This is a genomic window from Sphingopyxis sp. 550A (assembly GCF_053569535.1).
Genome location: NZ_CM131615.1, coordinates 1,165,635 through 1,184,979, shown reverse-complemented (window position 1 = coordinate 1,184,979; position 19,345 = coordinate 1,165,635). Strand labels below are relative to the sequence as shown.

At 65.3% G+C, this 19,345-nt stretch carries 21 protein-coding genes; 10 read left to right on the top strand and 11 right to left on the bottom strand.

The genetic code is table 11. The features are described 5' to 3' along the window. Positions 1-164: 164 nt before the first annotated feature. On the bottom strand, positions 165-1,913 hold the full coding sequence (locus ACVENA_RS05660; protein ID WP_449327984.1) for a tetratricopeptide repeat protein: 1,749 nt from the start codon (positions 1,911-1,913) through the stop codon (positions 165-167). A 507-nt stretch (positions 1,914-2,420) separates the two neighbouring features. Then, positions 2,421-2,948, bottom strand: a complete 528-nt coding sequence (locus ACVENA_RS05655; RefSeq protein WP_257548941.1) for a DUF3617 domain-containing protein — start codon at positions 2,946-2,948, stop codon at positions 2,421-2,423. A gap of 369 nt (positions 2,949-3,317) precedes the next feature. Between ACVENA_RS05655 and uvrB the strand changes: the two genes are divergently transcribed. The 5 genes from uvrB to ACVENA_RS05630 all read left to right on the top strand — a co-directional run bounded on the left by uvrB (position 3,318) and on the right by ACVENA_RS05630 (position 7,985). Beyond that, positions 3,318-5,504, top strand: a complete 2,187-nt coding sequence (gene uvrB / locus ACVENA_RS05650) for an excinuclease ABC subunit UvrB (RefSeq protein ID WP_449327983.1) — start codon at positions 3,318-3,320, stop codon at positions 5,502-5,504. A gap of 154 nt (positions 5,505-5,658) precedes the next feature. Beyond that, the gene (locus ACVENA_RS05645) at positions 5,659-5,913 is read left to right on the top strand and encodes a type II toxin-antitoxin system HicA family toxin (RefSeq protein WP_449327982.1); all 255 of its coding nucleotides are present in this window, start codon (positions 5,659-5,661) and stop codon (positions 5,911-5,913) included. Then, complete coding sequence (locus ACVENA_RS05640) at positions 5,910-6,134, top strand: type II toxin-antitoxin system HicB family antitoxin (protein WP_449327981.1); 225 nt, start codon at positions 5,910-5,912, stop codon at positions 6,132-6,134. Before ACVENA_RS05645 ends, ACVENA_RS05640 begins: the two co-directional genes overlap by 4 nt. Before the next feature lie 10 nt (positions 6,135-6,144). Next, entirely contained in the window at positions 6,145-6,381 is a 237-nt protein-coding gene (locus ACVENA_RS05635; RefSeq protein ID WP_449327980.1) for a hypothetical protein, read from the top strand. Between the two features lie 101 nt (positions 6,382-6,482). Next, a complete protein-coding gene (locus ACVENA_RS05630; protein ID WP_449327979.1) occupies positions 6,483-7,985 on the top strand; it encodes a S10 family peptidase in 1,503 nt (500 codons plus the stop codon). A gap of 33 nt (positions 7,986-8,018) precedes the next feature. On the opposite strand, the gene ACVENA_RS05625 is transcribed toward ACVENA_RS05630, so the two are convergent. Next, positions 8,019-8,456, bottom strand: a complete 438-nt coding sequence (locus ACVENA_RS05625; RefSeq protein ID WP_449328897.1) for a hypothetical protein — start codon at positions 8,454-8,456, stop codon at positions 8,019-8,021. A 132-nt stretch (positions 8,457-8,588) separates the two neighbouring features. Between ACVENA_RS05625 and ACVENA_RS05620 the strand changes: the two genes are divergently transcribed. Continuing rightward, positions 8,589-9,284 carry an NRDE family protein gene (locus tag ACVENA_RS05620; protein ID WP_449327978.1) on the top strand — a complete coding sequence of 232 codons (696 nt, stop codon included), beginning with the start codon at positions 8,589-8,591 and terminating at the stop codon, positions 9,282-9,284. Positions 9,285-9,421: 137 nt separating this feature from the next. Here ACVENA_RS05620 and infC read toward each other — a convergent pair whose 3' ends face one another. Further along, positions 9,422-9,958: a translation initiation factor IF-3 gene (gene infC / locus ACVENA_RS05615; protein WP_257548930.1), complete on the bottom strand. Its 537-nt coding sequence runs from the start codon at positions 9,956-9,958 to the stop codon at positions 9,422-9,424. Positions 9,959-10,127: 169 nt separating this feature from the next. After that, the gene (locus tag ACVENA_RS05610) at positions 10,128-11,312 is read right to left on the bottom strand and encodes a penicillin-binding protein activator (protein ID WP_449327977.1); all 1,185 of its coding nucleotides are present in this window, start codon (positions 11,310-11,312) and stop codon (positions 10,128-10,130) included. A gap of 10 nt (positions 11,313-11,322) precedes the next feature. On the opposite strand from ACVENA_RS05610, the gene rsmI reads away from it, so the two are divergent. From rsmI to ACVENA_RS05590, 4 genes are all read left to right on the top strand, one after another. Next, positions 11,323-12,183 carry a 16S rRNA (cytidine(1402)-2'-O)-methyltransferase gene (rsmI, locus tag ACVENA_RS05605; RefSeq protein WP_449327976.1) on the top strand — a complete coding sequence of 287 codons (861 nt, stop codon included), beginning with the start codon at positions 11,323-11,325 and terminating at the stop codon, positions 12,181-12,183. After that, positions 12,180-12,530: a YraN family protein gene (locus ACVENA_RS05600; protein ID WP_449327975.1), complete on the top strand. Its 351-nt coding sequence runs from the start codon at positions 12,180-12,182 to the stop codon at positions 12,528-12,530. The genes rsmI and ACVENA_RS05600 overlap by 4 nt, the downstream gene beginning before the upstream one ends. Before the next feature lie 150 nt (positions 12,531-12,680). Further along, positions 12,681-13,631, top strand: coding sequence for a glutathione synthase (gshB, locus tag ACVENA_RS05595; protein WP_449327974.1), 951 nt, complete (start codon positions 12,681-12,683; stop codon positions 13,629-13,631). A gap of 23 nt (positions 13,632-13,654) precedes the next feature. Then, positions 13,655-14,254, top strand: a complete 600-nt coding sequence (locus tag ACVENA_RS05590; protein ID WP_449327973.1) for a DedA family protein — start codon at positions 13,655-13,657, stop codon at positions 14,252-14,254. A 6-nt stretch (positions 14,255-14,260) separates the two neighbouring features. Here the strand turns inward: ACVENA_RS05590 and ACVENA_RS05585 are convergent, their stop codons facing one another. From ACVENA_RS05585 to ACVENA_RS05560, 6 genes are all read right to left on the bottom strand, one after another. Continuing rightward, positions 14,261-15,151: a tyrosine recombinase XerC gene (locus ACVENA_RS05585; RefSeq protein ID WP_449327972.1), complete on the bottom strand. Its 891-nt coding sequence runs from the start codon at positions 15,149-15,151 to the stop codon at positions 14,261-14,263. Positions 15,152-15,259: 108 nt separating this feature from the next. Next, a complete protein-coding gene (hemW, locus tag ACVENA_RS05580; protein WP_449327971.1) occupies positions 15,260-16,405 on the bottom strand; it encodes a radical SAM family heme chaperone HemW in 1,146 nt (381 codons plus the stop codon). Between the two features lie 52 nt (positions 16,406-16,457). Continuing rightward, positions 16,458-16,973, bottom strand: coding sequence for a DUF2239 family protein (locus ACVENA_RS05575; protein ID WP_449327970.1), 516 nt, complete (start codon positions 16,971-16,973; stop codon positions 16,458-16,460). A 50-nt stretch (positions 16,974-17,023) separates the two neighbouring features. Further along, positions 17,024-17,650 (bottom strand): RdgB/HAM1 family non-canonical purine NTP pyrophosphatase, encoded by a 627-nt coding sequence (gene rdgB, locus ACVENA_RS05570; RefSeq protein WP_449327969.1) that lies wholly within the window; start codon positions 17,648-17,650, stop codon positions 17,024-17,026. Between the two features lies 1 nt (position 17,651). Continuing rightward, entirely contained in the window at positions 17,652-18,368 is a 717-nt protein-coding gene (rph, locus tag ACVENA_RS05565; RefSeq protein ID WP_257548915.1) for a ribonuclease PH, read from the bottom strand. 46 nt (positions 18,369-18,414) lie between these two features. After that, complete coding sequence (locus tag ACVENA_RS05560) at positions 18,415-19,215, bottom strand: dienelactone hydrolase family protein (protein ID WP_449327968.1); 801 nt, start codon at positions 19,213-19,215, stop codon at positions 18,415-18,417. Positions 19,216-19,345 lie beyond the last annotated feature (130 nt).

Below are 19,345 nucleotides of genomic sequence, written 5' to 3'. Positions count from 1 at the left end.
AGAGGGCTGGCGCCTAGCAGTGAGGCGAAAGGTTTCGGTCCGACCGGCGTTCGCTCATCGCTCCCGGCCAGTTTCCCCCTTCCCGTCTTCCGGTGCCCGCGTTGAAAATAGGAAGGGCAAGGGCCGCCCGCAAGTCTTTGCGCAACCGGCCGTCGCGTCCGGCGTCAGCGCGCCGCCGCCGGCGCAACGATGCCCGATTCGCGCACCGCCGCCGACGCCCGCTCGATCACGGCGGGCGTGATCATGAACTGCCCCAGCACTGCTTCGGGCGCCGCGTTTGCAGGCTGTTTCGTAAAGGCGAGCAGCCGCTGCCAGCCCGCACGCGCTTCGGGCAAATGTCCCTGACGCGCCAGCACGATCGACCGGATGAGCAGATATTGCGGCTCCATCTTGCTGGGCGACGGGACGCGATCGAGAATTGCCATCGCTCCGTCCTGATCGCCCGCCTGCGATCGGACGAACGCCAGCGTCACCGCCGGCACACCCGGATAGGAGGAATCGAGGTCGAGCGAGCGCTGCAACAGTTGCTCTCCCTCCGCGCCGTGGCCGCACGCCAGCTTGAACAGCCCCATGAACCCGGCCAGATCGGCATCATAGGGGTTGAGCCGCAGAGCGCCGTCGCCCATCGCCAGCCCGCCCGCGCAATTGCGCCCGTAAAAATTCGCACGCGCCATCGCGAACAGGCCCGCCGCCGTGCCCGCGCCATTTTCATAGGCGCGCAGCGCCAGCGACCGGGCCTCGGCGAAGGCCTTGGCCCCATCAGGCGTGTTGCGGCGCGCCTGCCAGTCGCCGAAACGAAGCAGCGACAGCGCGTTCAGCGCGACCGGGTCGTTCGGCTTGCGATCGAGGGTCGCGCGCAGGCAGGCGTCGATCTGCCGCACCCCCTGTGGATTGCGCATCTGCCGAATCCGGTTGAATTGCGCGAGGCAGGGATAGCCGGGGGCGAAATCGTCGGGGTTCCGCTGAACCTGATCGCGCACGATGATGCCATAATCGCCTGCGACCTGGGCGATCGCGGGATCGATCGCGGCGAATTCGGGCATTTCAGCCTTGGCCAGGTGGAATTGCTGCGACCAGATGGTGCGCTGATCGACCAGGCGATTGAGCACCAGCGTGACGTCGGCGGGTCCATCGATCGTGCGAACGATCGATGCGTCCAGCCGGTAATCGGCGCGCGCCGACGATGCCGCGCCGGCGGGCGCGGCGCTTCTGAGATCGACCAGGTCGAAGCGGCGCAGCCCGTCGCGAAGCCGGCTTTCGAGCGCGCGGGCCAGCGCGCGCGATACCGGCGTGTCGCCCGATTGAGGCATCGCGATCTCGAGCAGCGGCACCGGCCGCGCGGCGGAATGCGTCAAGCGCCCCCAATTGGCAGAGGCCCACCATCCCGCCGCCAGTGCGAACGCGACGAGCGGAACGGTCCAGAGCCAACGAAATCCCCGCGAACGACGCGCCGACACGGTGCGGTCGTCGGGGCGCGATGGCGGCAGGGCCTCGTCAGACCCGTCAACCGACGATACGCCGTCATCCCCGGCCGCGGGCCGCACCGGAGGTGAGGCGCGGCGCTGAACCACGATCTCATAACTTCCCTGCGGCACGCGCAGGCGATGAACCCACGCGGTTTCGGCATAATAGCGATCGAGCAGCGTCCGAAGCCGTCCCACCATGACACGCGGATAGCTGTCGACGGCGGGGTCGAAATCGGCGTTGCGACCCAGCGCCTCAGTCGCGATGGCATAGGCTTTGGGGGCGCTGCGCCCGCCGTTCAGGCGATGCTCGACCAGGAATTGGAGCAAGCGCGACAGAACCGGCGACCGCGTGAACAACGGCGACGCGCGGAGCCGCTCATGCTCGGCCGCGATAATCCGGTCGTCATCATCGCGTCCCGGAAGCTGGTTCGTTGTCGTGCGGTCCATGCAACCCTCAAATGCCCTTTGCGTGGCGCGCGGTAGATACGCCATTCGACGGGGACGGCCACCGATTTCCCGATGATGTAACGGTAACAGGCGACCACGACCTTATAACAAAATCACGGCGTTGCTCCAAACGGCCCGGAAATTGGGGGGCAATGGTAAAGAAAACCTTACCATCCGGCTACACGCCGCGACGTGACCCATTGTAACTGTCCTCCTGCCCCAGTGCGTGAGATCGTTCAAGGGTCGCGGCACGCCCTTGGCGGTCGTGGTTCGGATCGAGCCTCGTGCCCGACCCGAACAAATGGGGTCGCAAGACCGAAGGGTGCGAGCTGGTCCCTGGCGCCTTTCGAAACGTCTCGCGGTTCCATTGAACAGAGACTTCGCCGGAAGGGGAGCAGCCCCACCTGCCTCCCTTCCGGCAAGTCCATCCCTCCCCGATGCCTCCCAAAGAAAAAGGGCGCCGATTTGCATCGGCGCCCTTCGGCTTTTCGTCAGCGACGCGAGCGCTCAGCTCTTGGTCGTCGCCGCGCCGTCCTTGCACGGGCCGGTGTGCGTGCTCGTCATCTGGAGCACCATTTCCATATCGCCCTGCCCGTTCGGCACCTTGCCCTTGGTTGTGATCGTCACGTCGGTCTTCTTCGCTTCCATCGTGCCGTTCATCGCCATATCGACCGTCTGGCCGTTGGCGGTGCAGGTGCCCGCGACGTCGATCTTGCCGCCGCTGACATCCTTCTTCGACCATTTGCACTCGCCGCCGTTGCCGGGACCCTTGGCGAGTTCGGAGGCGATATCCTCCTTGTCGACCTGCTCCTGCGTGAAGCACTGGTCCATGCCGCTGGCGCCTTCCATCATCTTCGCCATGCCGTCCTTCATTTCGGCCGGCATGCCGGGGACTTCGAATTTCACCAGCTTGACGTCGGTCTTCCAGTTTCCGGCTTCGCGCTTGACGGTGCCGCCGGCATTATTTTCGCTCTTGCCGCAGCCCGAGACGGCCAGCGCGACCCCGAGAGCCGCAATCGTCACAAATTTCTTCATGGAATTCATCCTCCTGTTGAGCAGATCGGAAACTCGAACGCGACCAATTGGTTGCCCAGCTTAGGGTCCGGCCCCACTATTTCCGGGTCCGAGGCGTCGAAATGGCGAAGAGATTGGGTTTGGGCGGATGCAGCGGGTAGCATCGCTACCCGCAAGGCCGCACGAGCCCAAGATCGAAGCCATTTCGGCGTCCCTGCGGGATTTGATCGATTTTGCCCATGGCTTCGTCGGCAAGTCTTGAAATATCGACATATTCCTATGCCTTGCCTCCTCGCCCTGAGCAAAATCGCTTCAAACCTCGGACCCGGAAATAGTGGGGCCGGACCCTAATATTTGTGGTTGAGCCCCATCGATACCATATTGGCGCCAATGGCAATCCAGATTCGCACATCGCTCGACGAAATCGACACCAGCGCGGCCTATGTCCCGCACCGGCCTGCACGTCCCGACAAGGTCGAAGGCGGCAAGCGATTCGAACTGGTTAGCGACTATCAGCCCGCCGGCGACCAACCGGCGGCGATTCGCGAACTGGTCGATACCGCGCTCGCCGGCGAGCGCGACCAGGTGCTGCTCGGCGTCACCGGATCGGGCAAGACCTTCACCATGGCGAAGGTCATCGACGAGCTGCAGCGCCCGGCGCTGATCCTCGCGCCGAACAAGATTCTCGCGGCGCAGCTCTATGGCGAGTTCAAGAGCTTCTTTCCGAACAATGCGGTCGAATATTTCGTCAGCTATTACGACTATTACCAGCCCGAGGCCTACGTCCCGCGCTCCGACACCTACATCGAGAAGGAAAGCTCGGTGAACGAGGCGATCGACCGGATGCGCCACTCGGCAACGCGCGCGCTGCTCGAACGCGACGACGTCATCATCGTCGCGTCGGTGTCTTGCCTCTATGGCATCGGCTCGGTCGAAACCTATTCGGCGATGATCTTCGACCTGAAAAAAGGCCAGGTCGCCGACAGCCGCGAAATCATCCGCAAGCTCGTCGCGCTTCAGTACAAGCGCAACGACCAGGCGTTCGCGCGCGGCAATTTCCGCGTGCGCGGGGACTCGCTGGAGATTTTCCCGTCGCATTATGAGGATATGGCGTGGCGCGTCAGCTTCTTCGGCGACGAGATCGAGGAAATCACCGAATTCGACCCGCTGACGGGCAAGAAGATCGCCAACCTGAATTATGTGCGCGTCTTTGCCAACTCGCACTATGTGACCCCCGGCCCGACGCTCAAGCAGGCGAGCGAGGCGATCCGCCACGAACTCGCCGAGCGGCTGAAGGAACTCGAGGGCGAAGGCCGGTTGCTCGAGGCGCAGCGGCTCGAACAGCGCACCAATTTCGACCTCGAGATGATCGCCGCGACCGGAAGCTGCGCGGGGATCGAGAATTACAGCCGCTTCCTGACCGGCCGCTTGCCCGGCGAGCCGCCGCCGACCCTGTTCGAATATCTGCCCGACAACGCGCTGCTCTTCGTCGACGAGAGCCACCAGACGATCCCGCAGATCGGCGCGATGTCGAAGGGCGACCATCGCCGCAAGATCACCCTCGCCGAATATGGCTTCCGCCTGCCGTCGTGCATCGACAACCGGCCGCTGCGCTTCGCCGAATGGGACATGATGCGCCCACAGACGGTCAGCGTGTCGGCGACCCCGGGAACGTGGGAGATGGACCGCACCCAAGGCGTCTTCGCCGAACAGGTGATCCGCCCCACCGGCCTCATCGACCCGCCGGTCGAGATCAAGCCGGTCGAGGAACAGGTCGACGACCTGATCGCCGAAGCGAAAAAGACCGCGGCCGCCGGATACCGCACGCTGGTGACGACGCTGACCAAGCGCATGGCCGAGGATCTGACCGAGTTTCTCCACGAGGCGGGACTCAAGGTCCGCTACATGCACAGCGATGTCGAGACGCTGGAGCGTATCGAGATCATCCGCGACCTGCGCCTCGGCGTGTTTGACGTGCTCGTCGGCATCAACCTGCTGCGTGAGGGGCTCGACATCCCCGAATGCGGGCTCGTCGCGATCCTCGACGCCGACAAGGAAGGATTCCTGCGCAGCGAGACCAGCCTCGTCCAGACGATCGGCCGCGCAGCGCGCAACGTCGACGGGCGCGTCATCCTCTACGCCGACCGCATCACCGGCAGCATGGAACGCGCGATGCGCGAAACCGACCGCCGCCGCGAGAAGCAGCAGGCGTATAACGACGAACACGGCATCACCCCTACGACGATCAAACGCAACATCGGCGACATCATCGCGCATGTCGCGTCCAAGGATCAGGTGACGATCGACCTCGGCGACGACAAGCCCGACCATATGGTCGGCCACAATCTGCGCGCCTATATCGCCGACCTCGAAAAGAAGATGCGCGACGCGGCGGCAGACCTGGAATTCGAGGAAGCCGGCCGCCTGCGCGACGAAATCCGGCGACTGGAAGCCGATGAGCTCGGGTTACCGGCAGACGAGCAGGTGGCGCCGAGGGTCGGGCGCTCGAACGAGGGCAAGCCGGGAACGCGCAAGGGGCGGTTCGGGAAGCAGAGCAAGACGAAGTGGGGGCGGTGATATCCGCTAAATCAAACAGGCATCCTTAGAACAACCGAATTTCTGGACCCGGGGCGAGTCAAGATTTTTGTTTCAGTATTTTTACACGCGACCTTGTTACAACCCCAAAAAAATGCGCTATCTGAACGACCGATTTTCTTCTTAGGATCGGTATATGGTCAAGCCCGCGAAACTATACGCCCTGCTGCTCCAATCATCGAACCGCACCGTGAGCTTTCGCGATTTCGAGCGGCTGTTGCGTGCTTTCGGATTCGAATGGGAGCGGACGACGGGCAGTCACCGGCAATATGTCCACCCGAAAGTGCCGCGCTCCTTTCCGGTCCAGCCCGAAACCAAGGACGCCAAGCGTTATCAGGTCCGCGAACTGCTTGAACTCATCGAGACCTATGGCCTATATATCGACGAGTGAACGAACCTCATTATCACATCAACCTGTTCTGGTCCGGCGAGGATAAATGCTGGATCGCCGATGTCCCCGATCTACGCCCTTGTTCCGCGCATGGGGACACGCGCGAGCAAGCGGTCTCCAATATACGCGACGCGATCGAGGGTTGGCTTGAGGTTGCGCGGGAAAAAGGCTTTCCTATTCCCGAGCCGCTCTATCGCCCGGCAATTTACGCGGCGAGATAGGAATGACGCCATGTCCCGCTCCCGTCGAAAAACACCCATAACAGGACATACCACCGCCCAGTCGGACGCCGAATGGAAAGCAAAGGCGGCGCGCGTGCTGCGGCATCGAACCAAGCAAGCGCTTGAGGCAGACCCTGACGACATGAACTTTTCCGGCAAGCGCTGGGAAGCGATCAATCCATGGTCGGCACCCAAGGACGGAAAATACTGGTTTGGTAAAGCCACTCCGCACCTGCTTCGAAAATAAACCGTTCCGCCCCTTCGACGAAATCCCGCCTGTAACCGACGAGCAACCTTGCTCCCCCTCTGCGCGCCGCATAGTCTCGCCGCGCAATCGGGGAGAAAATCATGAAAACGGGTCTGTCGATCATCGCGCTGGCGCTTGCCTTCGCCGCGCCCGCCGCACTCCATGCGCAGGACAAAGCAGACGACAAGGCGAAAGCCGAAAAGCCCGCCGACTATGTGCCGCAGGTCCACACCACCAAGCTTTCCGGCACCTTCGGCGGACAGCGGATCAATTACGCCGCGACGATCGGCGAGACGATCCTCAAAAACCAGGACGGCGTCGCCGAAGCCGCGATCGTCACCACCGCCTATATCAAGGAGCCGCGCGACCCGAACCGGCCGGTGACCTTCCTGTTCAACGGCGGGCCGGGGTCGGGCACCGTGTGGCTGATGATGGGTGCCTTCGGCCCCAAGCGCGTCGCGATCCCCGGCAACGGCACCGACGACGGCGCGCCGCCCTATCCGATCGTCGACAATCCCGACGCGCTGCTCGACGTCGCCGACATCGTCTTCATCGACCCGCCGGGCACGGGCTTTTCGCACCTGATCGGCAAAGCCGATCCCAAGAATTATTACGGCATCACGCAGGATGCGAAGGCGGTTGCCGAGGTGATCCGACGCTGGCTGAACGAGAATGGCCGCTGGAACAGCCCCAAGTTTCTGGGCGGCGAAAGCTATGGCACGACGCGCTCGGCGGCGGTTGCCAACCAGCTCATGAACGAGACCTTCAACGACGTCGGCCTCAACGGGATCATCCTGATCTCGACCGTGCTCGACTTCGCCGCCGGCTCCGATGCGCCGGGGAACGAGCTCGGCTATATCACCAACCTCCCCTCGATGGCGACGACCGCGCTCTATCACGGCAAGGCGAGCGCACCGTCGGTCGAGGCCTTCGCCGAGGAAGCCCGGCAATGGGCGATCGGTCCCTATGCCGCGGCGCTGTTGAAAGGGCAGAAATTGCAGGGCGGGGAGCGCGCCGCGATCCGCCGCGAACTCGCGCGCTACACCGGCCTGTCGGAGGATTTCCTCGAACGCGCCGACCTGCGCGTGACGCCCGGTCGCTTCTACAAGGAACTGCTCCGCGACCGCGGCCTGACCATCGGACGGCTCGACAGCCGCTATACCGGCAAGGATTACGACAATGCGGGCGAGGAGCCCGACAATGATCCCAGCTTCTATGGCATCGACGCAGGCTATACCGCCGCGATCAATAGCTGGGCGCGCGATACGCTGGGGTTCAAGACGGATCGCGAATATCAGTCGATCGGCAACGTCGGCCCGTGGGACTGGCGGATCGGCGGGCGCGACAGCAACGCCTATCTGAACGTCGCGCCCTATATCGGGCAGGCGCTGCGCGAAAACAGCGGGCTGCGCGTCTTCGTCGGCCAGGGCTATTATGATTTCGCGACGCCCTTTTTCGCCGCCGAATATGCGCTGTCGCGCACCGGAATCCCGCAGGACCGGATCGAGTATAAATATTATGATGCGGGGCACATGATGTACATCCGCGACGAGGATCGGCACAAATTGGCCGGGGACATCCGGGCGTTCATTCGGGCGCGGTAGGATGGGGGGCGCCCGCAGGCGCCCCTTTTAAAGTCAGCGCAGGACGCCCTTCGCCTTCATCGCGCGGGCGTAGAAAAGCAGCGCGAGCATTATGACCCAAATGGTCAGTGTCACGAACAGGGCGACGTTCTGGAACAGCTGCCTCGTCGTCTCCCCGTTCAGGATATGCTGATACAGTGTCGAGCCAGCGAGCCCGATGATCGACACGATAAAGGCGGTGACGGCGTGGCGCGACCGCATAAGCAATAGCAACGAACCCACAAAGGCGCCGAAGCCACCGAGCGCCCAGAAAACGTCCGACCAAAGCGGCGCGCCAAGGATGAAACTGCGCTGTGCATCGTTCAGCGGTGACAGCCAGAATTCATTCTGCAAATTGGTCAGCGTAAAATCGGCGACCGGAAAGGCGTTGATCAGCAAGGATACTGCCCCGACCACCCAAAGGTGCCAGGGCGTCTTCACAGCATTGCTCATATTCACCTCCCCCTCCAGAAAGATCGGCGGAGGCTATCATCATTCCCCCGCCTCGGCAATGAGTGACATATCGTTGCAACACACCGAGATGGCGGCTTGGCAAAGGGGTCGCAGCGACCGATATGCGCCTACATGTGCGTCGTCGCCCTCGCCCACCACGTCCATCCCGACTGGCCGCTGATCCTGATCGGGAACCGCGACGAGTTTCACGAGCGCCCCGCCGCGCCGCTCGCCGAATGGGATGACGGCGGCGGCATCGTCGCGGGGCGCGACCTTCAGGCGGGCGGGACGTGGCTCGGCGTGCATCGGCCGAGCGGGCGCGTCGTCGTGGTCACCAACGTGCGTGGCGCGATGCCCGATCCGGCGAAGGATTCGCGCGGCGCGCTCGTCGTCGACATGCTGCGCGGCGAAGGGCGCTTCGCCGACCCGACCGCCGCCGATCTTGATCGGTTCAATGCCTTCAATCTGTTCGCCACGAACGGAACCGCCCGGCTGCTTACCAATCGGCCGCAGCCCCTGATCGCGACGCTGGCGGACGGCATTCATGCTCTCGCCAACGAACCCATCGATAGCCCTTGCCCCCGCGCCGAACGGCTACGCGCGGCGCTGGCCGCGGTGGTCGAAGCCGGCGCCGACCCCGAAGGCCTGCTCGACACGCTGACCGCCGAGGGCGACCCGGCGCTGTTTCTGCTCGGCGACGTCTATGGCACGCGCGCATCGACGCTGGTCGCTGTGTCGGCCGCGGGCGATGTCCATATGGTTGAGCGCCGCTATGTCGGCGGCGGTCGCCCTGCGGGGACGACGGTGCTGGATTTCAGGATCGGATGAGAAAAGATTGAAGCCCCTCCTCTTCAGAGGAGGGGTTTGGGGTGGTGGACGCCTGTGCTGAGCACCACCCCGCTGCGAGTAGCGAGCAAGCTCGCAACTCTCGCTGCCCCTCCTCTGAAGCGGAGGGGATGGGTAACTCACTTCGGCGCGAGCACCATCAGCATCTGGCGGCCTTCGGTGCGCGGGTGCGCCTCGACCTTCGCGATCTCGGCGGTCATTTCGGCGACGCGCTGAAGCACGTTGAGGCCAAGCTGGGTATGGCTCATCTCGCGGCCGCGGAAGCGCATGGTCATCTTGACCTTGTCGCCTTCGCCCAGAAAATCGAAGACCTTCTTCATCTTCACGTCGAAATCATGATCGTCGATATTCGGACGCATCTTGATCTCTTTGATTTCCTGCGTCTTCTGGCTCTTGCGCGCCAGGTTCGCCTTTTTCTGGGCCTCGTATTTGAACTTGCCCACGTCCAGGAACTTGCACACCGGCGGATCGGCGTTCGGCGACACCTCGACCAGATCGAGCCCGACCTCGGCCGCCTGCTCGATTGCTTCGGCCGTCAGCATCACGCCCAGATTCTCGCCTTCCTCGTCGATCACGCGGACCTTGGGCGAAGCGATGAATTCATTGTATCGCGGGCCGTTTTTGGGCGGCATGGGCGCCATCGAGCGGCGAGTCATCGGCGGTGGTATAGCTGTATCTCCTGGTATTTTAGGCAGGCGTGCGGAATCGACGCGATCCACGTGCGCCCCGCTCATATAGTGAAGCCGGGCGCGGCGTAAAGGCCGCCCGTGGCAGAAAGATGACGCTTTTCGTCCGACTGTGGCGGTCAAGCCACGCCGCGGCGCCTTACCACTTCGCCGGCGCGGGGTCGATGACGCGGAAGCCGCCTGCCCCGACCTCGCTCACTTCGAGCGCGCGCTCGGCGATACCGCGATTGTTGAAGCGGAAGATGCCGTCGATACCGCCGAACCCGTCGGCAGCCATCAGTCGCGCCGCCGGGAAATTCGTCCCCGGCTTCCAGTCGCGCGCGATGCGCACCGTCAGCAGCACCGAATCATAGCCGAGGCTGGCGAGCCGGTAGGGCGCCTTGCCGTAGCGCGTGCGATATTTGGCGGCGAGCTGGCCGTAGAGGCCGTCCGACACGCTGGCGAACCACGCCCCGCGCATCGCCGCATTGCCGCCGAGCGCGGCGTCGGTGTTCCAGAGCTCGGTGCCGAGGATCTGCTTGCCGCCGCCGCTCTTCACCACCGGCACGGCGCGGATCGCGTTGCCGCCCGAATCGGCGATCAGCACCGCGTCGATCGCGCCCGCATTGGCGAGCCGCCGCGCCGCCCCGGTCAGCGCGGTCGCGCTGCGGTCATAGCTTTCGATCGACACCAGCGTCCCGCCCGCGGCCGCCACCGCGGCGCGGAAAGCGGCGGTCGAGCGCTCGCCATAGACGGTCTTGGGGACGAGCGCGCCGAAGCGCTGATGCCCCTTGCTGCGCGCAAAGGCGACGACGCGCTCGACCGACTGGCCGGGGACGAAGCCCATGATGAAGACGCCGTTGCCCGCGACGCTGCTGTCGTTCGAGAAGCTGAGCACCGGCACCTTCGCCGCGCGCGCGATCGGGGCGACCGCGGCGACATCCTCGCTGAGCAAGGGACCGAGGATCAGCTTGTTGCCGTCGGCGACCGCCTGCCGCGCCGCCGCAGCGGCGCCGAGCGCGGTGTCATAGGTAGTGATCCGGACCTTTTCAGTGCGCGAGTCGAGCAAGGCCATCGTCGTCGCATTGGCGATCGCGGTGCCGACGTCGGCGTTGGTGCCGCTCTCCGGCACCAGCAGCGCGACGCGATGCCGGTCGGTATCGGTCGGCAGGCCGGGGCCGACATTGTCGCCGGCGGGCGGCGGCGGCGGAGTCGCCGGGCCGGTCGCCTTGGGCACCACCTGACAGGCCGCGAGAAAGCCGGCCATCGCCAGGACGCCGAGCCCGCGCAGCAATTGCCGACGCGGCGGCGCATTCTCTTGGCGCTGCGGGGCAGTTTCTGCCATTTTCGGCTTCATGCCGGATTCGACCATCTCAAAATCTCCCTTGCCCGGTCTCTATATCGTTGCGACGCCCATCGGCAACCTCGGCGACATAAGCGCGCGCGCGGCAGCGACACTCGCCTCCGCCGACGTGATCGCGGCCGAGGATACGCGCGTGACCGCGAAGCTGCTGTCGCATCTGGGTTTGCGTGTGCCGATGACCCCCTATCATGATCATAGCGACGAACGCGCCCGCGCCGCCTTGGTTGCGCGGATGGAGAGCGAAGTCGTCATTCTGGTGTCCGACGCGGGAACGCCGCTGATTTCGGACCCCGGCTACAAGCTCGTCCGCGACGCGCGCGCGGCGGGGCGGCACGTCACCACCCTGCCCGGCCCGTGCGCCGCGATCGCCGCGATCACTTTGTCGGGGCTGCCGAGCGACCGCTTCCTGTTCGCGGGCTTCCTGCCGAACAAGGCGAAGGCGCGCGCCGACACGATCGCCGAATTCGCCGCGCTGCGATCGACACTGGTTTTCTACGAAAGCGGGCCGCGGCTCGCGGCGGCACTGGAGGCGCTGGCGGAAGGGCTCGGCGACCGCGAAGCGGCGGTCGCACGCGAGATCAGCAAGCTCTACGAGGAATGCGTGACGGGGACGCTGAGCGAACTCGCCGAACGCTACACCGATGCGCCGCCCAAGGGCGAGATCGTGATCGTCGTCGGCCCGCCGGGCCAAGCGGCCGCCGAAATCGCCGACGACGCGACGCTCGATGCCGCGCTGCGCGCCGCCATGGCCGACAAGCCCGTCGCGCAGGCGGCAAAGGCGGTCGCGAAACGCTATGGCCTCGATCGGCACCCCGTCTATGCGCGGGCGCTGGCGCTCAAGGACCGGGCTTGAGCCGCGCCGCCGCCGAAGCGCGCGGACGCAGGGCCGAACGGCGCGCGGCGTGGTGGCTGCGGCTGCACGGCTGGCGGATCGTCGGCGAGCGGCTGCGCGTGAGCGCGGGCGAGGTCGACCTCGTCGCGCGGCGCGGGCGCACGCTCGCCTTCATCGAAGTGAAATGGCGCGAACGCCCCGAAGATCTCGACCTGGCGATCGACGAACGGCGGCTGCGGCGCGTCGCCGCGGCGGCTGCGATGCTGGCTCCGCGCCTCGCGCGGCCGACCGACGACATCCGCATCGACGTGATGCTCCTTGCGCCGAAGCGATTGCCTCGCCATCTGGTCCACGTCTGGCAGCCTTAGGGTGCCGCAACGACGCTCTTTGTCCGTCATCCCGGCGAAGGCCGGTATCTCGCCGGTGCGTCATATTGTGACGACGAGATCCCGGCCTTCGCCGGGATGACGAATCGGTTAGGCGGCGCAGACTGTGGCGCGCGCTTTGAGGAGAAAAAAATGACCCTGCGCGCAGCCGTGCAAATGGACCCGATGGATACGGTCAACATCAATGGCGACAGCAGTTTTCACCTGATGCTGAAGGCGATCGAGCGCGGCTATCCGCTCTATCATTACGACGTGCGCGGCCTGACGTGGGAAGCGGGGCGGCTGACGACCAAGGCGCACCGCGTCGTCGAGGCGAAGCGCGAGCCGGGCGATCATTACAAATTCGGCGAGCAGGTGATGCTCGACCTCGGCCGCGACGTCGATGTCGTGCTGATGCGGCAGGACCCGCCCTTCGATCTCGGCTATCTGACCGGCACCTGGCTGCTCGAGCGCATTCGGGGCGAGACGCTGGTCGTCAACGATCCGGTGTCGGTACGCAACGCCCCCGAAAAAGTGTTCGTGCTCGACTTTCCCGAGTTCATGCCGCCGACGATGGTGACACGCGATCTCGACGCGGTGAAGGATTTTCAGGCGCGTTACGGCGCGGTCGTCATCAAGCCGCTGCACGGCAACGGCGGCAAGGCGGTGTTCCGCATCGACGCGGACGGCGCGAACCTCGGCGCGCTCGTCGAATTGTTCGGTCAGGTCTGGCCGGAGCCTTTCATGGTCCAGCAGTTCCTTCCCAGCGTTTCGCAGGGCGACAAGCGCATCGTGCTGATCGACGGCGCGTTCGCGGGTGCGATCAACCGCAAGCCCGGCGAAGGCGAGTTCCGGTCGAATCTCGCGGTCGGCGGCTATGCCGAAGCGGCGGCGCTGACCCCGCGCGAGCAGGAGATTTGCGATGTGCTCGGTCCCGCCTTGCGCGAACGCGGGCTGCTGTTCGTCGGCATCGACGTGATCGGCGGCGAATGGCTGACCGAAATCAACGTCACATCGCCGACCGGCATCGTCGCAATCGACCGCTTCGACAATGTCGACACGGCGGCGATGATCTGGGACGCGATCGAACGGCGGATCGGTTGACGCAGCCCCTGCGTTGAACCCGCATGACCGGCATCATTCTCGATCTGATCCAGAGCTGGGGCTATCTCGGCATCTTCGTGCTGATGGTCCTCGAGAATGTCTTTCCGCCGATCCCGTCCGAAGTCATCATGGGCCTCGGCGGCATCGCGGTCGCGCAGGGGCGGTTCGACCTCGGGACGCTGATCGCGGTCGCGGTCGCCGGGACCACGGCGGGAAACTGGGTCTGGTACGCGATCGGGCGCTGGATCGGCTATGAGCGGCTCAAACCCTTCATCGACCGGCACGGGCGCTGGCTGACGCTCGACTGGGCGGAGGTCGAGCGGCTGCACGGCTTTTTCCTGAAATATGGCCCCGCGATCGTCTTCGTCGCGCGCTTCATGCCGGTGGCGCGGACGATGGTGTCGCTTCCCGCGGGCATGGTGCGGATGAATCAGGCGAAATTCCTGATCTGGACCGCCGCGGGATCGGCGATCTGGATCAGCGCGCTCGCGGGCGCGGGCCATTGGTTCGGCAGCCGCTTCGCCAATCTCGACGCCTTCGTCGGGCCGATGGCGCTGGCCGCGATCGGATCGCTGGTGCTGATCTATCTGTGGCGGGTGATTAGGTGGAAGCCGCGCGGCTGATCCCCGTCAGGCTCGCGGGTGCGCGCTGCGATAAATATCGAGCAGATGCGCCGCGTCGACCGCGGTATAGACCTGCGTCGAGGCAAGGCTCGCATGGCCGAGCAATTCCTGAAGGCTGCGCAAATCGGCCCCGCCCGCGAGCAGATGCGTCGCAAAACTGTGGCGCAGCGCGTGCGGCGTCGTGCGTTCGGGCAGGCCCAGCGCGCGCCGCGCCGAACGCACGCTCGCGCGGATCACCCCCGGCGCCAGCGAGCCGCCGCGCGCGCCAAGGAACAGCGGCGTCTCCTTGCCGATCGGCCACGGACAGGCCGCGACATAGCGCGACACCGCCGATGCGACCGCGGGCAGGATCGGGACGATGCGGGTCTTGTTCCGCTTGCCGGTGACGCGCAGCGTGTCGCCGAGCGGCAACGCGGCACCGGTGAGCCCCAGCGCTTCGCCGATGCGGAGCCCCGCTCCGTACAGCAGCAGCAGAAGTGCGAAATCGCGCGCGCCGACCCAACCCTCGCGGGCATTGTCCTCGACATCCTGCGCGAGTTGGAGCGCTTCGGCGGGCGCGACGGGACGCGGCAGGCCCTTCTTGACGCGCGGGCCGCGAAGCTGCGGCACGCTGGCGTTGGAGCCGCCGACGAAGCGCAGGAACGTCCTGAGCGCGCTGAGTTCACGCGCCGCCGACGCATTGCCCAGCCCTTCGGCGCGGCGGTCGGCCAGATAAGAGCGGAGGTCGTTCGGCGTCAGGCTCTTGAGCATCGACGTATCGACCGCGCCGCCGCGATGCTGCGACAGAAAGGCGCAAAAGCGTGTCGCGGTCGCGACATAGGCGCGGCGCGTATGCTCCGACCGGCGCTTCTCATGCGCCAGATGGGCGTCCCAGTCGCGGATCAGTCCGTCTGCCAACCAATATTCCGTTCGGGCTGAGCTTGTCGAAGCCCCGTCCTTTCTTCCAGCCTCGAAAAGGAAGAACGGCCCTTCGACAGGCTCAGGGCGAACGGGCTTTTGAAATGTTTAGCCGGTCCGCACCACCTCGGAAAGGATGCTGTCGAGCAGCAATATCCCCGCATCGGTCACCGCCAGCCGGTCGCCGGCCTGCACCAGCAACCCCTGCCCCGCCAGCCGCGCCGCCGCGTCCGCATCGACGAACGCCTCGCGCGCCAGCCCGCTCCGATCCTCGACGCGCGCAAGGTCGATGCCTTCGGTCAGGCGGAGCCCCATCAGCATCGCCTCGGTCGCGCGTTCGTGCGGCGGCAGGTCGGTTTCGACTTTCAGGCCGTGGCCATTGCGGTCGACAGCGGACATGAAATTTTCGGGTTTCTTGTGCCGCTCGGTCGCCTGCGCCAGCCGCCGCCCATGCGCGCCGGGGCCGATGCCGGCATAATCGCCGTAGCGCCAATAGGTCAGATTGTGCCGGCTCTCCTCGCCCGGCGCGGCGTGGTTCGACACTTCGTAGCGCGGCAAACCCGCGGCGCGCGTGATCGCCTGCGTCGCGTCGAACAGGTCGGCCGCCGTATCACCGTCGGGAATGACGAGATCGCCCTTCGCGGCGAGGGTCGCGAAGCGCGTGCCGGGCTCGATCGTGAGCTGATAGAGCGAGAGATGCCCGGTGCCGAACGCCAGCGCCGCGCCAAGCTCGGACTCCCACGCCGCAAGCGACTGGCCGGGCCGCGCATAGATGAGGTCGAAGCTGACGCGCGCGAAATGATCCTGCGCCGCCGCGATCGCGCGCCGCGCCTCGTCCCCGCTGTGTGCGCGTCCGAGAAATTCAAGGATTTGCGCATCAAAGCTCTGAACGCCTATCGATACGCGATTGACCCCGGCGGCGGCGAGATCGGCGAAATGGGCGACCTCGACCGAATTGGGGTTCGCTTCGAGCGTGATCTCCACGTCATCCGCCAACCCCCACGCCGCATTGGCGGCCGCGATGACCGCCGCGACGGTCGCGGGCGGCATCAGGCTGGGCGTGCCGCCGCCGAAGAAGATCGACGAAACCTTGCGGCCCGGCAGCAAAGCTGCTTCATGCGCCAAATCCGCCAGCAGCGCCGCGCGCCACGCCGCCTGATCGACACTTTCGCGGACATGGCTGTTGAAATCGCAATAGGGGCATTTCGACACGCAGAACGGCCAATGGACATAAAGGGCGAGCGGTTCGGCCATGGCGCGCCCCTACTCCCATTCATCGCTCGGGCGAAAGCCGGAATCGCGTGCGTCAGCGATGGAGCAGGTGCGCGATATGGGTGCGGACATCGTCGGGCCATGCCGCCACGATGGAGTCGAAGGCGCCATCTTCGTCGCGGTAGAGCGCGCGCAGCGCTTCTTCATAACCCGGGCGGTCGCCGCACATATGGCTCATGAAATGATAGGCCGCATCGCGGCGCTGCGCGAGGCTGGGGGCCTCCCGCACGGCGCTTTCGACCAGCCGGCGCAAGGCAGCCGACGCGCCGCCGGGCTGCGCCGCCAGCCAGTCCCAATGGCGCGGAAGCAGCGTGACTTCGCGTGCCTTCACGCCCAGACGCGGGCGCCCCGCGGATGGAGCGGGCGCGGTCTTCGCCGCATCCCAATAATCGAGGTCGGTCAGCTTGCCGCTGGCATCGTCGAACACGAGGATCGATCCGAGGTCCCCGGGATAGCGATCCTCGAGCGTGCGGGTAACGGCCTCGCGGCTGCCCGAAGCGAGTTGCGTGTCGCCGAGAAAGGCGGTGACGGTTTCGGAACGCTCTGTCATGGCGCCCCATTATATCCGGGTAAAATGAAAGTCAATTCACCCGGATAAAATTATCCGAAAGCCCCCGTCACCAGCTTGGCAAAAGCGTCGGCGCGATGACTGATCGCATGTTTTTCGGCTGGATCAATTTCTGCATAAGTCAGTGACTTGCCGATCGGAACGAAGACCGGATCATAACCGAATCCCAATGTCCCGCGCGGCGGCCAGGTCAGGTCACCCTCCGCGGCACCTTCGTAAACATCCGCATAGCCATCGGGCCAGGCCAGCGCGAGCGTGCACACGAAGCGCGCGCTGCGGTCGACGTCCGGTCCCTGCTCGGCGAGCAGCCCTTCGACCTTGCCCATCGCCATATACCAGTCGCGTCCCTCTTCGCCCTCGAACCATTGGCGCTCGGCCCAGTCGGCGGTGTAGACGCCCGGCCGCCCGCCAAGCGCCGCGACTTCGAGCCCGCTGTCGTCGGCAAGCGCGGGCAGTCCCGATGCGGAGGCACTCGCATGCGCCTTGAGCAACGCATTGTCGCGGAACGTGGTCCCGGTCTCCTCGGGCTCGGGCAAGCCGAGATCGCCCGCCGACACGGGCTCGATCCCATAGGGTTCGAGCAGCGCGCGAATCTCGCGCACCTTGCCCGCATTATGGCTTGCGATGACGAGTTTGCCGGGAACGAGCTTGCGCGTCACCTCAGCGCCCCACCGCCTTCGCCTGCGCGGCGAAGATGTCGGTGCAGCCGATGCGCGCGAGGCGGAGCAAGCGCAGCAGGCCTTCCTCGTCATAGGTCGCCCCTTCGGCACTCGCCTGCACTTCGACGATCTGGCCGCGGCCGGTGAGGACGAAATTGCCGTCGGCTTCGGCGACCGAATCCTCATCATAATCGAGGTCGAGCACCGGCGTGCCGTTGTAGATGCCGCACGAGATCGCCGCGACCTGATCCTCGATCGGGTCGGCGGCGAGCGCCTTGCTTTCGAGCAGCTTGTCGACCGCAAGCCGCAGCGCAACCCACGCGCCGCTAATCGACGCGGTGCGCGTGCCGCCGTCGGCCTGGATGACGTCGCAATCGATGACGATCTGGCGCTCGCCGAGCTTCTTCATATCGACGACGGCGCGCAAGCTACGCCCGATAAGTCTCTGAATTTCATGCGTTCTTCCCGACTGCTTACCCTTCGCCGCTTCGCGACTGCCGCGCGTATGGGTCGCGCGCGGGAGCATCCCATATTCGGCCGTCACCCAGCCCTGCCCCTTGCCGCGAAGAAAGGGCGGCACTTTCTCCTCGACGCTGGCGGTCACCAGCACCTTCGTATTGCCGAACGACACAAGGACGCTGCCCTCGGCATGGATGGTGAAGTTGGTTTCGATGGCGATGGAGCGCATCTGGTCGGGCGCGCGGCCGGAGGGTCGCATGGGAATCCTTTCAGGTGATGAATGCGCCGCCCTTAGGCCGCCGTCCTCAACCGCTCAAGCGCATACGGAAGAAATCGAGGATTTCGTCGCGCGCCGCGCGTGTCGGCTGACCTTCCTCGTCGATCAGGTGGAGCGTGACGACGCTGTGCGGATTCGCCATCGGGCTGTCGGGATTGGCGGCGCTGTCAGGCAGCACGCGGCCGACGAAGCGGTCGCCGAGCGCGGCCTCATAGGCGGCGAAGCGCGCCGCCTTGCAAAATTTGTCGCCCTCGAAGCGATAGGCGAGCACGGTCAGATCCTCCGCCTCCATACGCGCCTTGACCGCCGCGAGCTCGTCGGGGGCGATGTGCATCCCTGCCGCGTCATTCAGCGGCAGCGACGGCTGCGACAGCACCGGCGCGAGCACCGCGGGTTCGAGCATCATCGACAGCGCGAAATTGCCGGTGAAGCACATGCCGATCGCGCCGACGCCCCGGCCGCCGCACTCCTTGTGCGCGAGCGCCGCGAGGGTGCGCAGCCACTGGACGGCGGGCGAGCTTTCATTCGCCTGAAAGGCGCGGAACTGGCGACTGACGCAGCCGCCGATCATCGTGAACAGCGCGCCGGGCATCCGCGGCACCGCGCCGTCGCGCCCGAAGATATGCGGCATATAGACGGTGAAGCCCGCATCGCGGACCCAGCGGGCGAAGCGCGCGACATGCGGGCTGATCCCCGGCATTTCGGTCATCACGACCACCGCGGGGCCGTTGCCCATCGTGTAGACGCGGTGCGGGCGGCCGAGCAATGCGATGGTGCGATGCTCGAAATCGTCGAGCGGGTCGTCCTCGGTCAGTGGGCGTGTGGTCATACGGTTTCTCCCCCGTGAGGAGGCTATGCACAAGCCAGATCAAATGCACCCACTTTCGTCATTCCCGCGAAGACGGGAATCCAGCTTGCTCATTCTTCGCGCCTTTGCGTGAAATCGGAAAATCTCACGC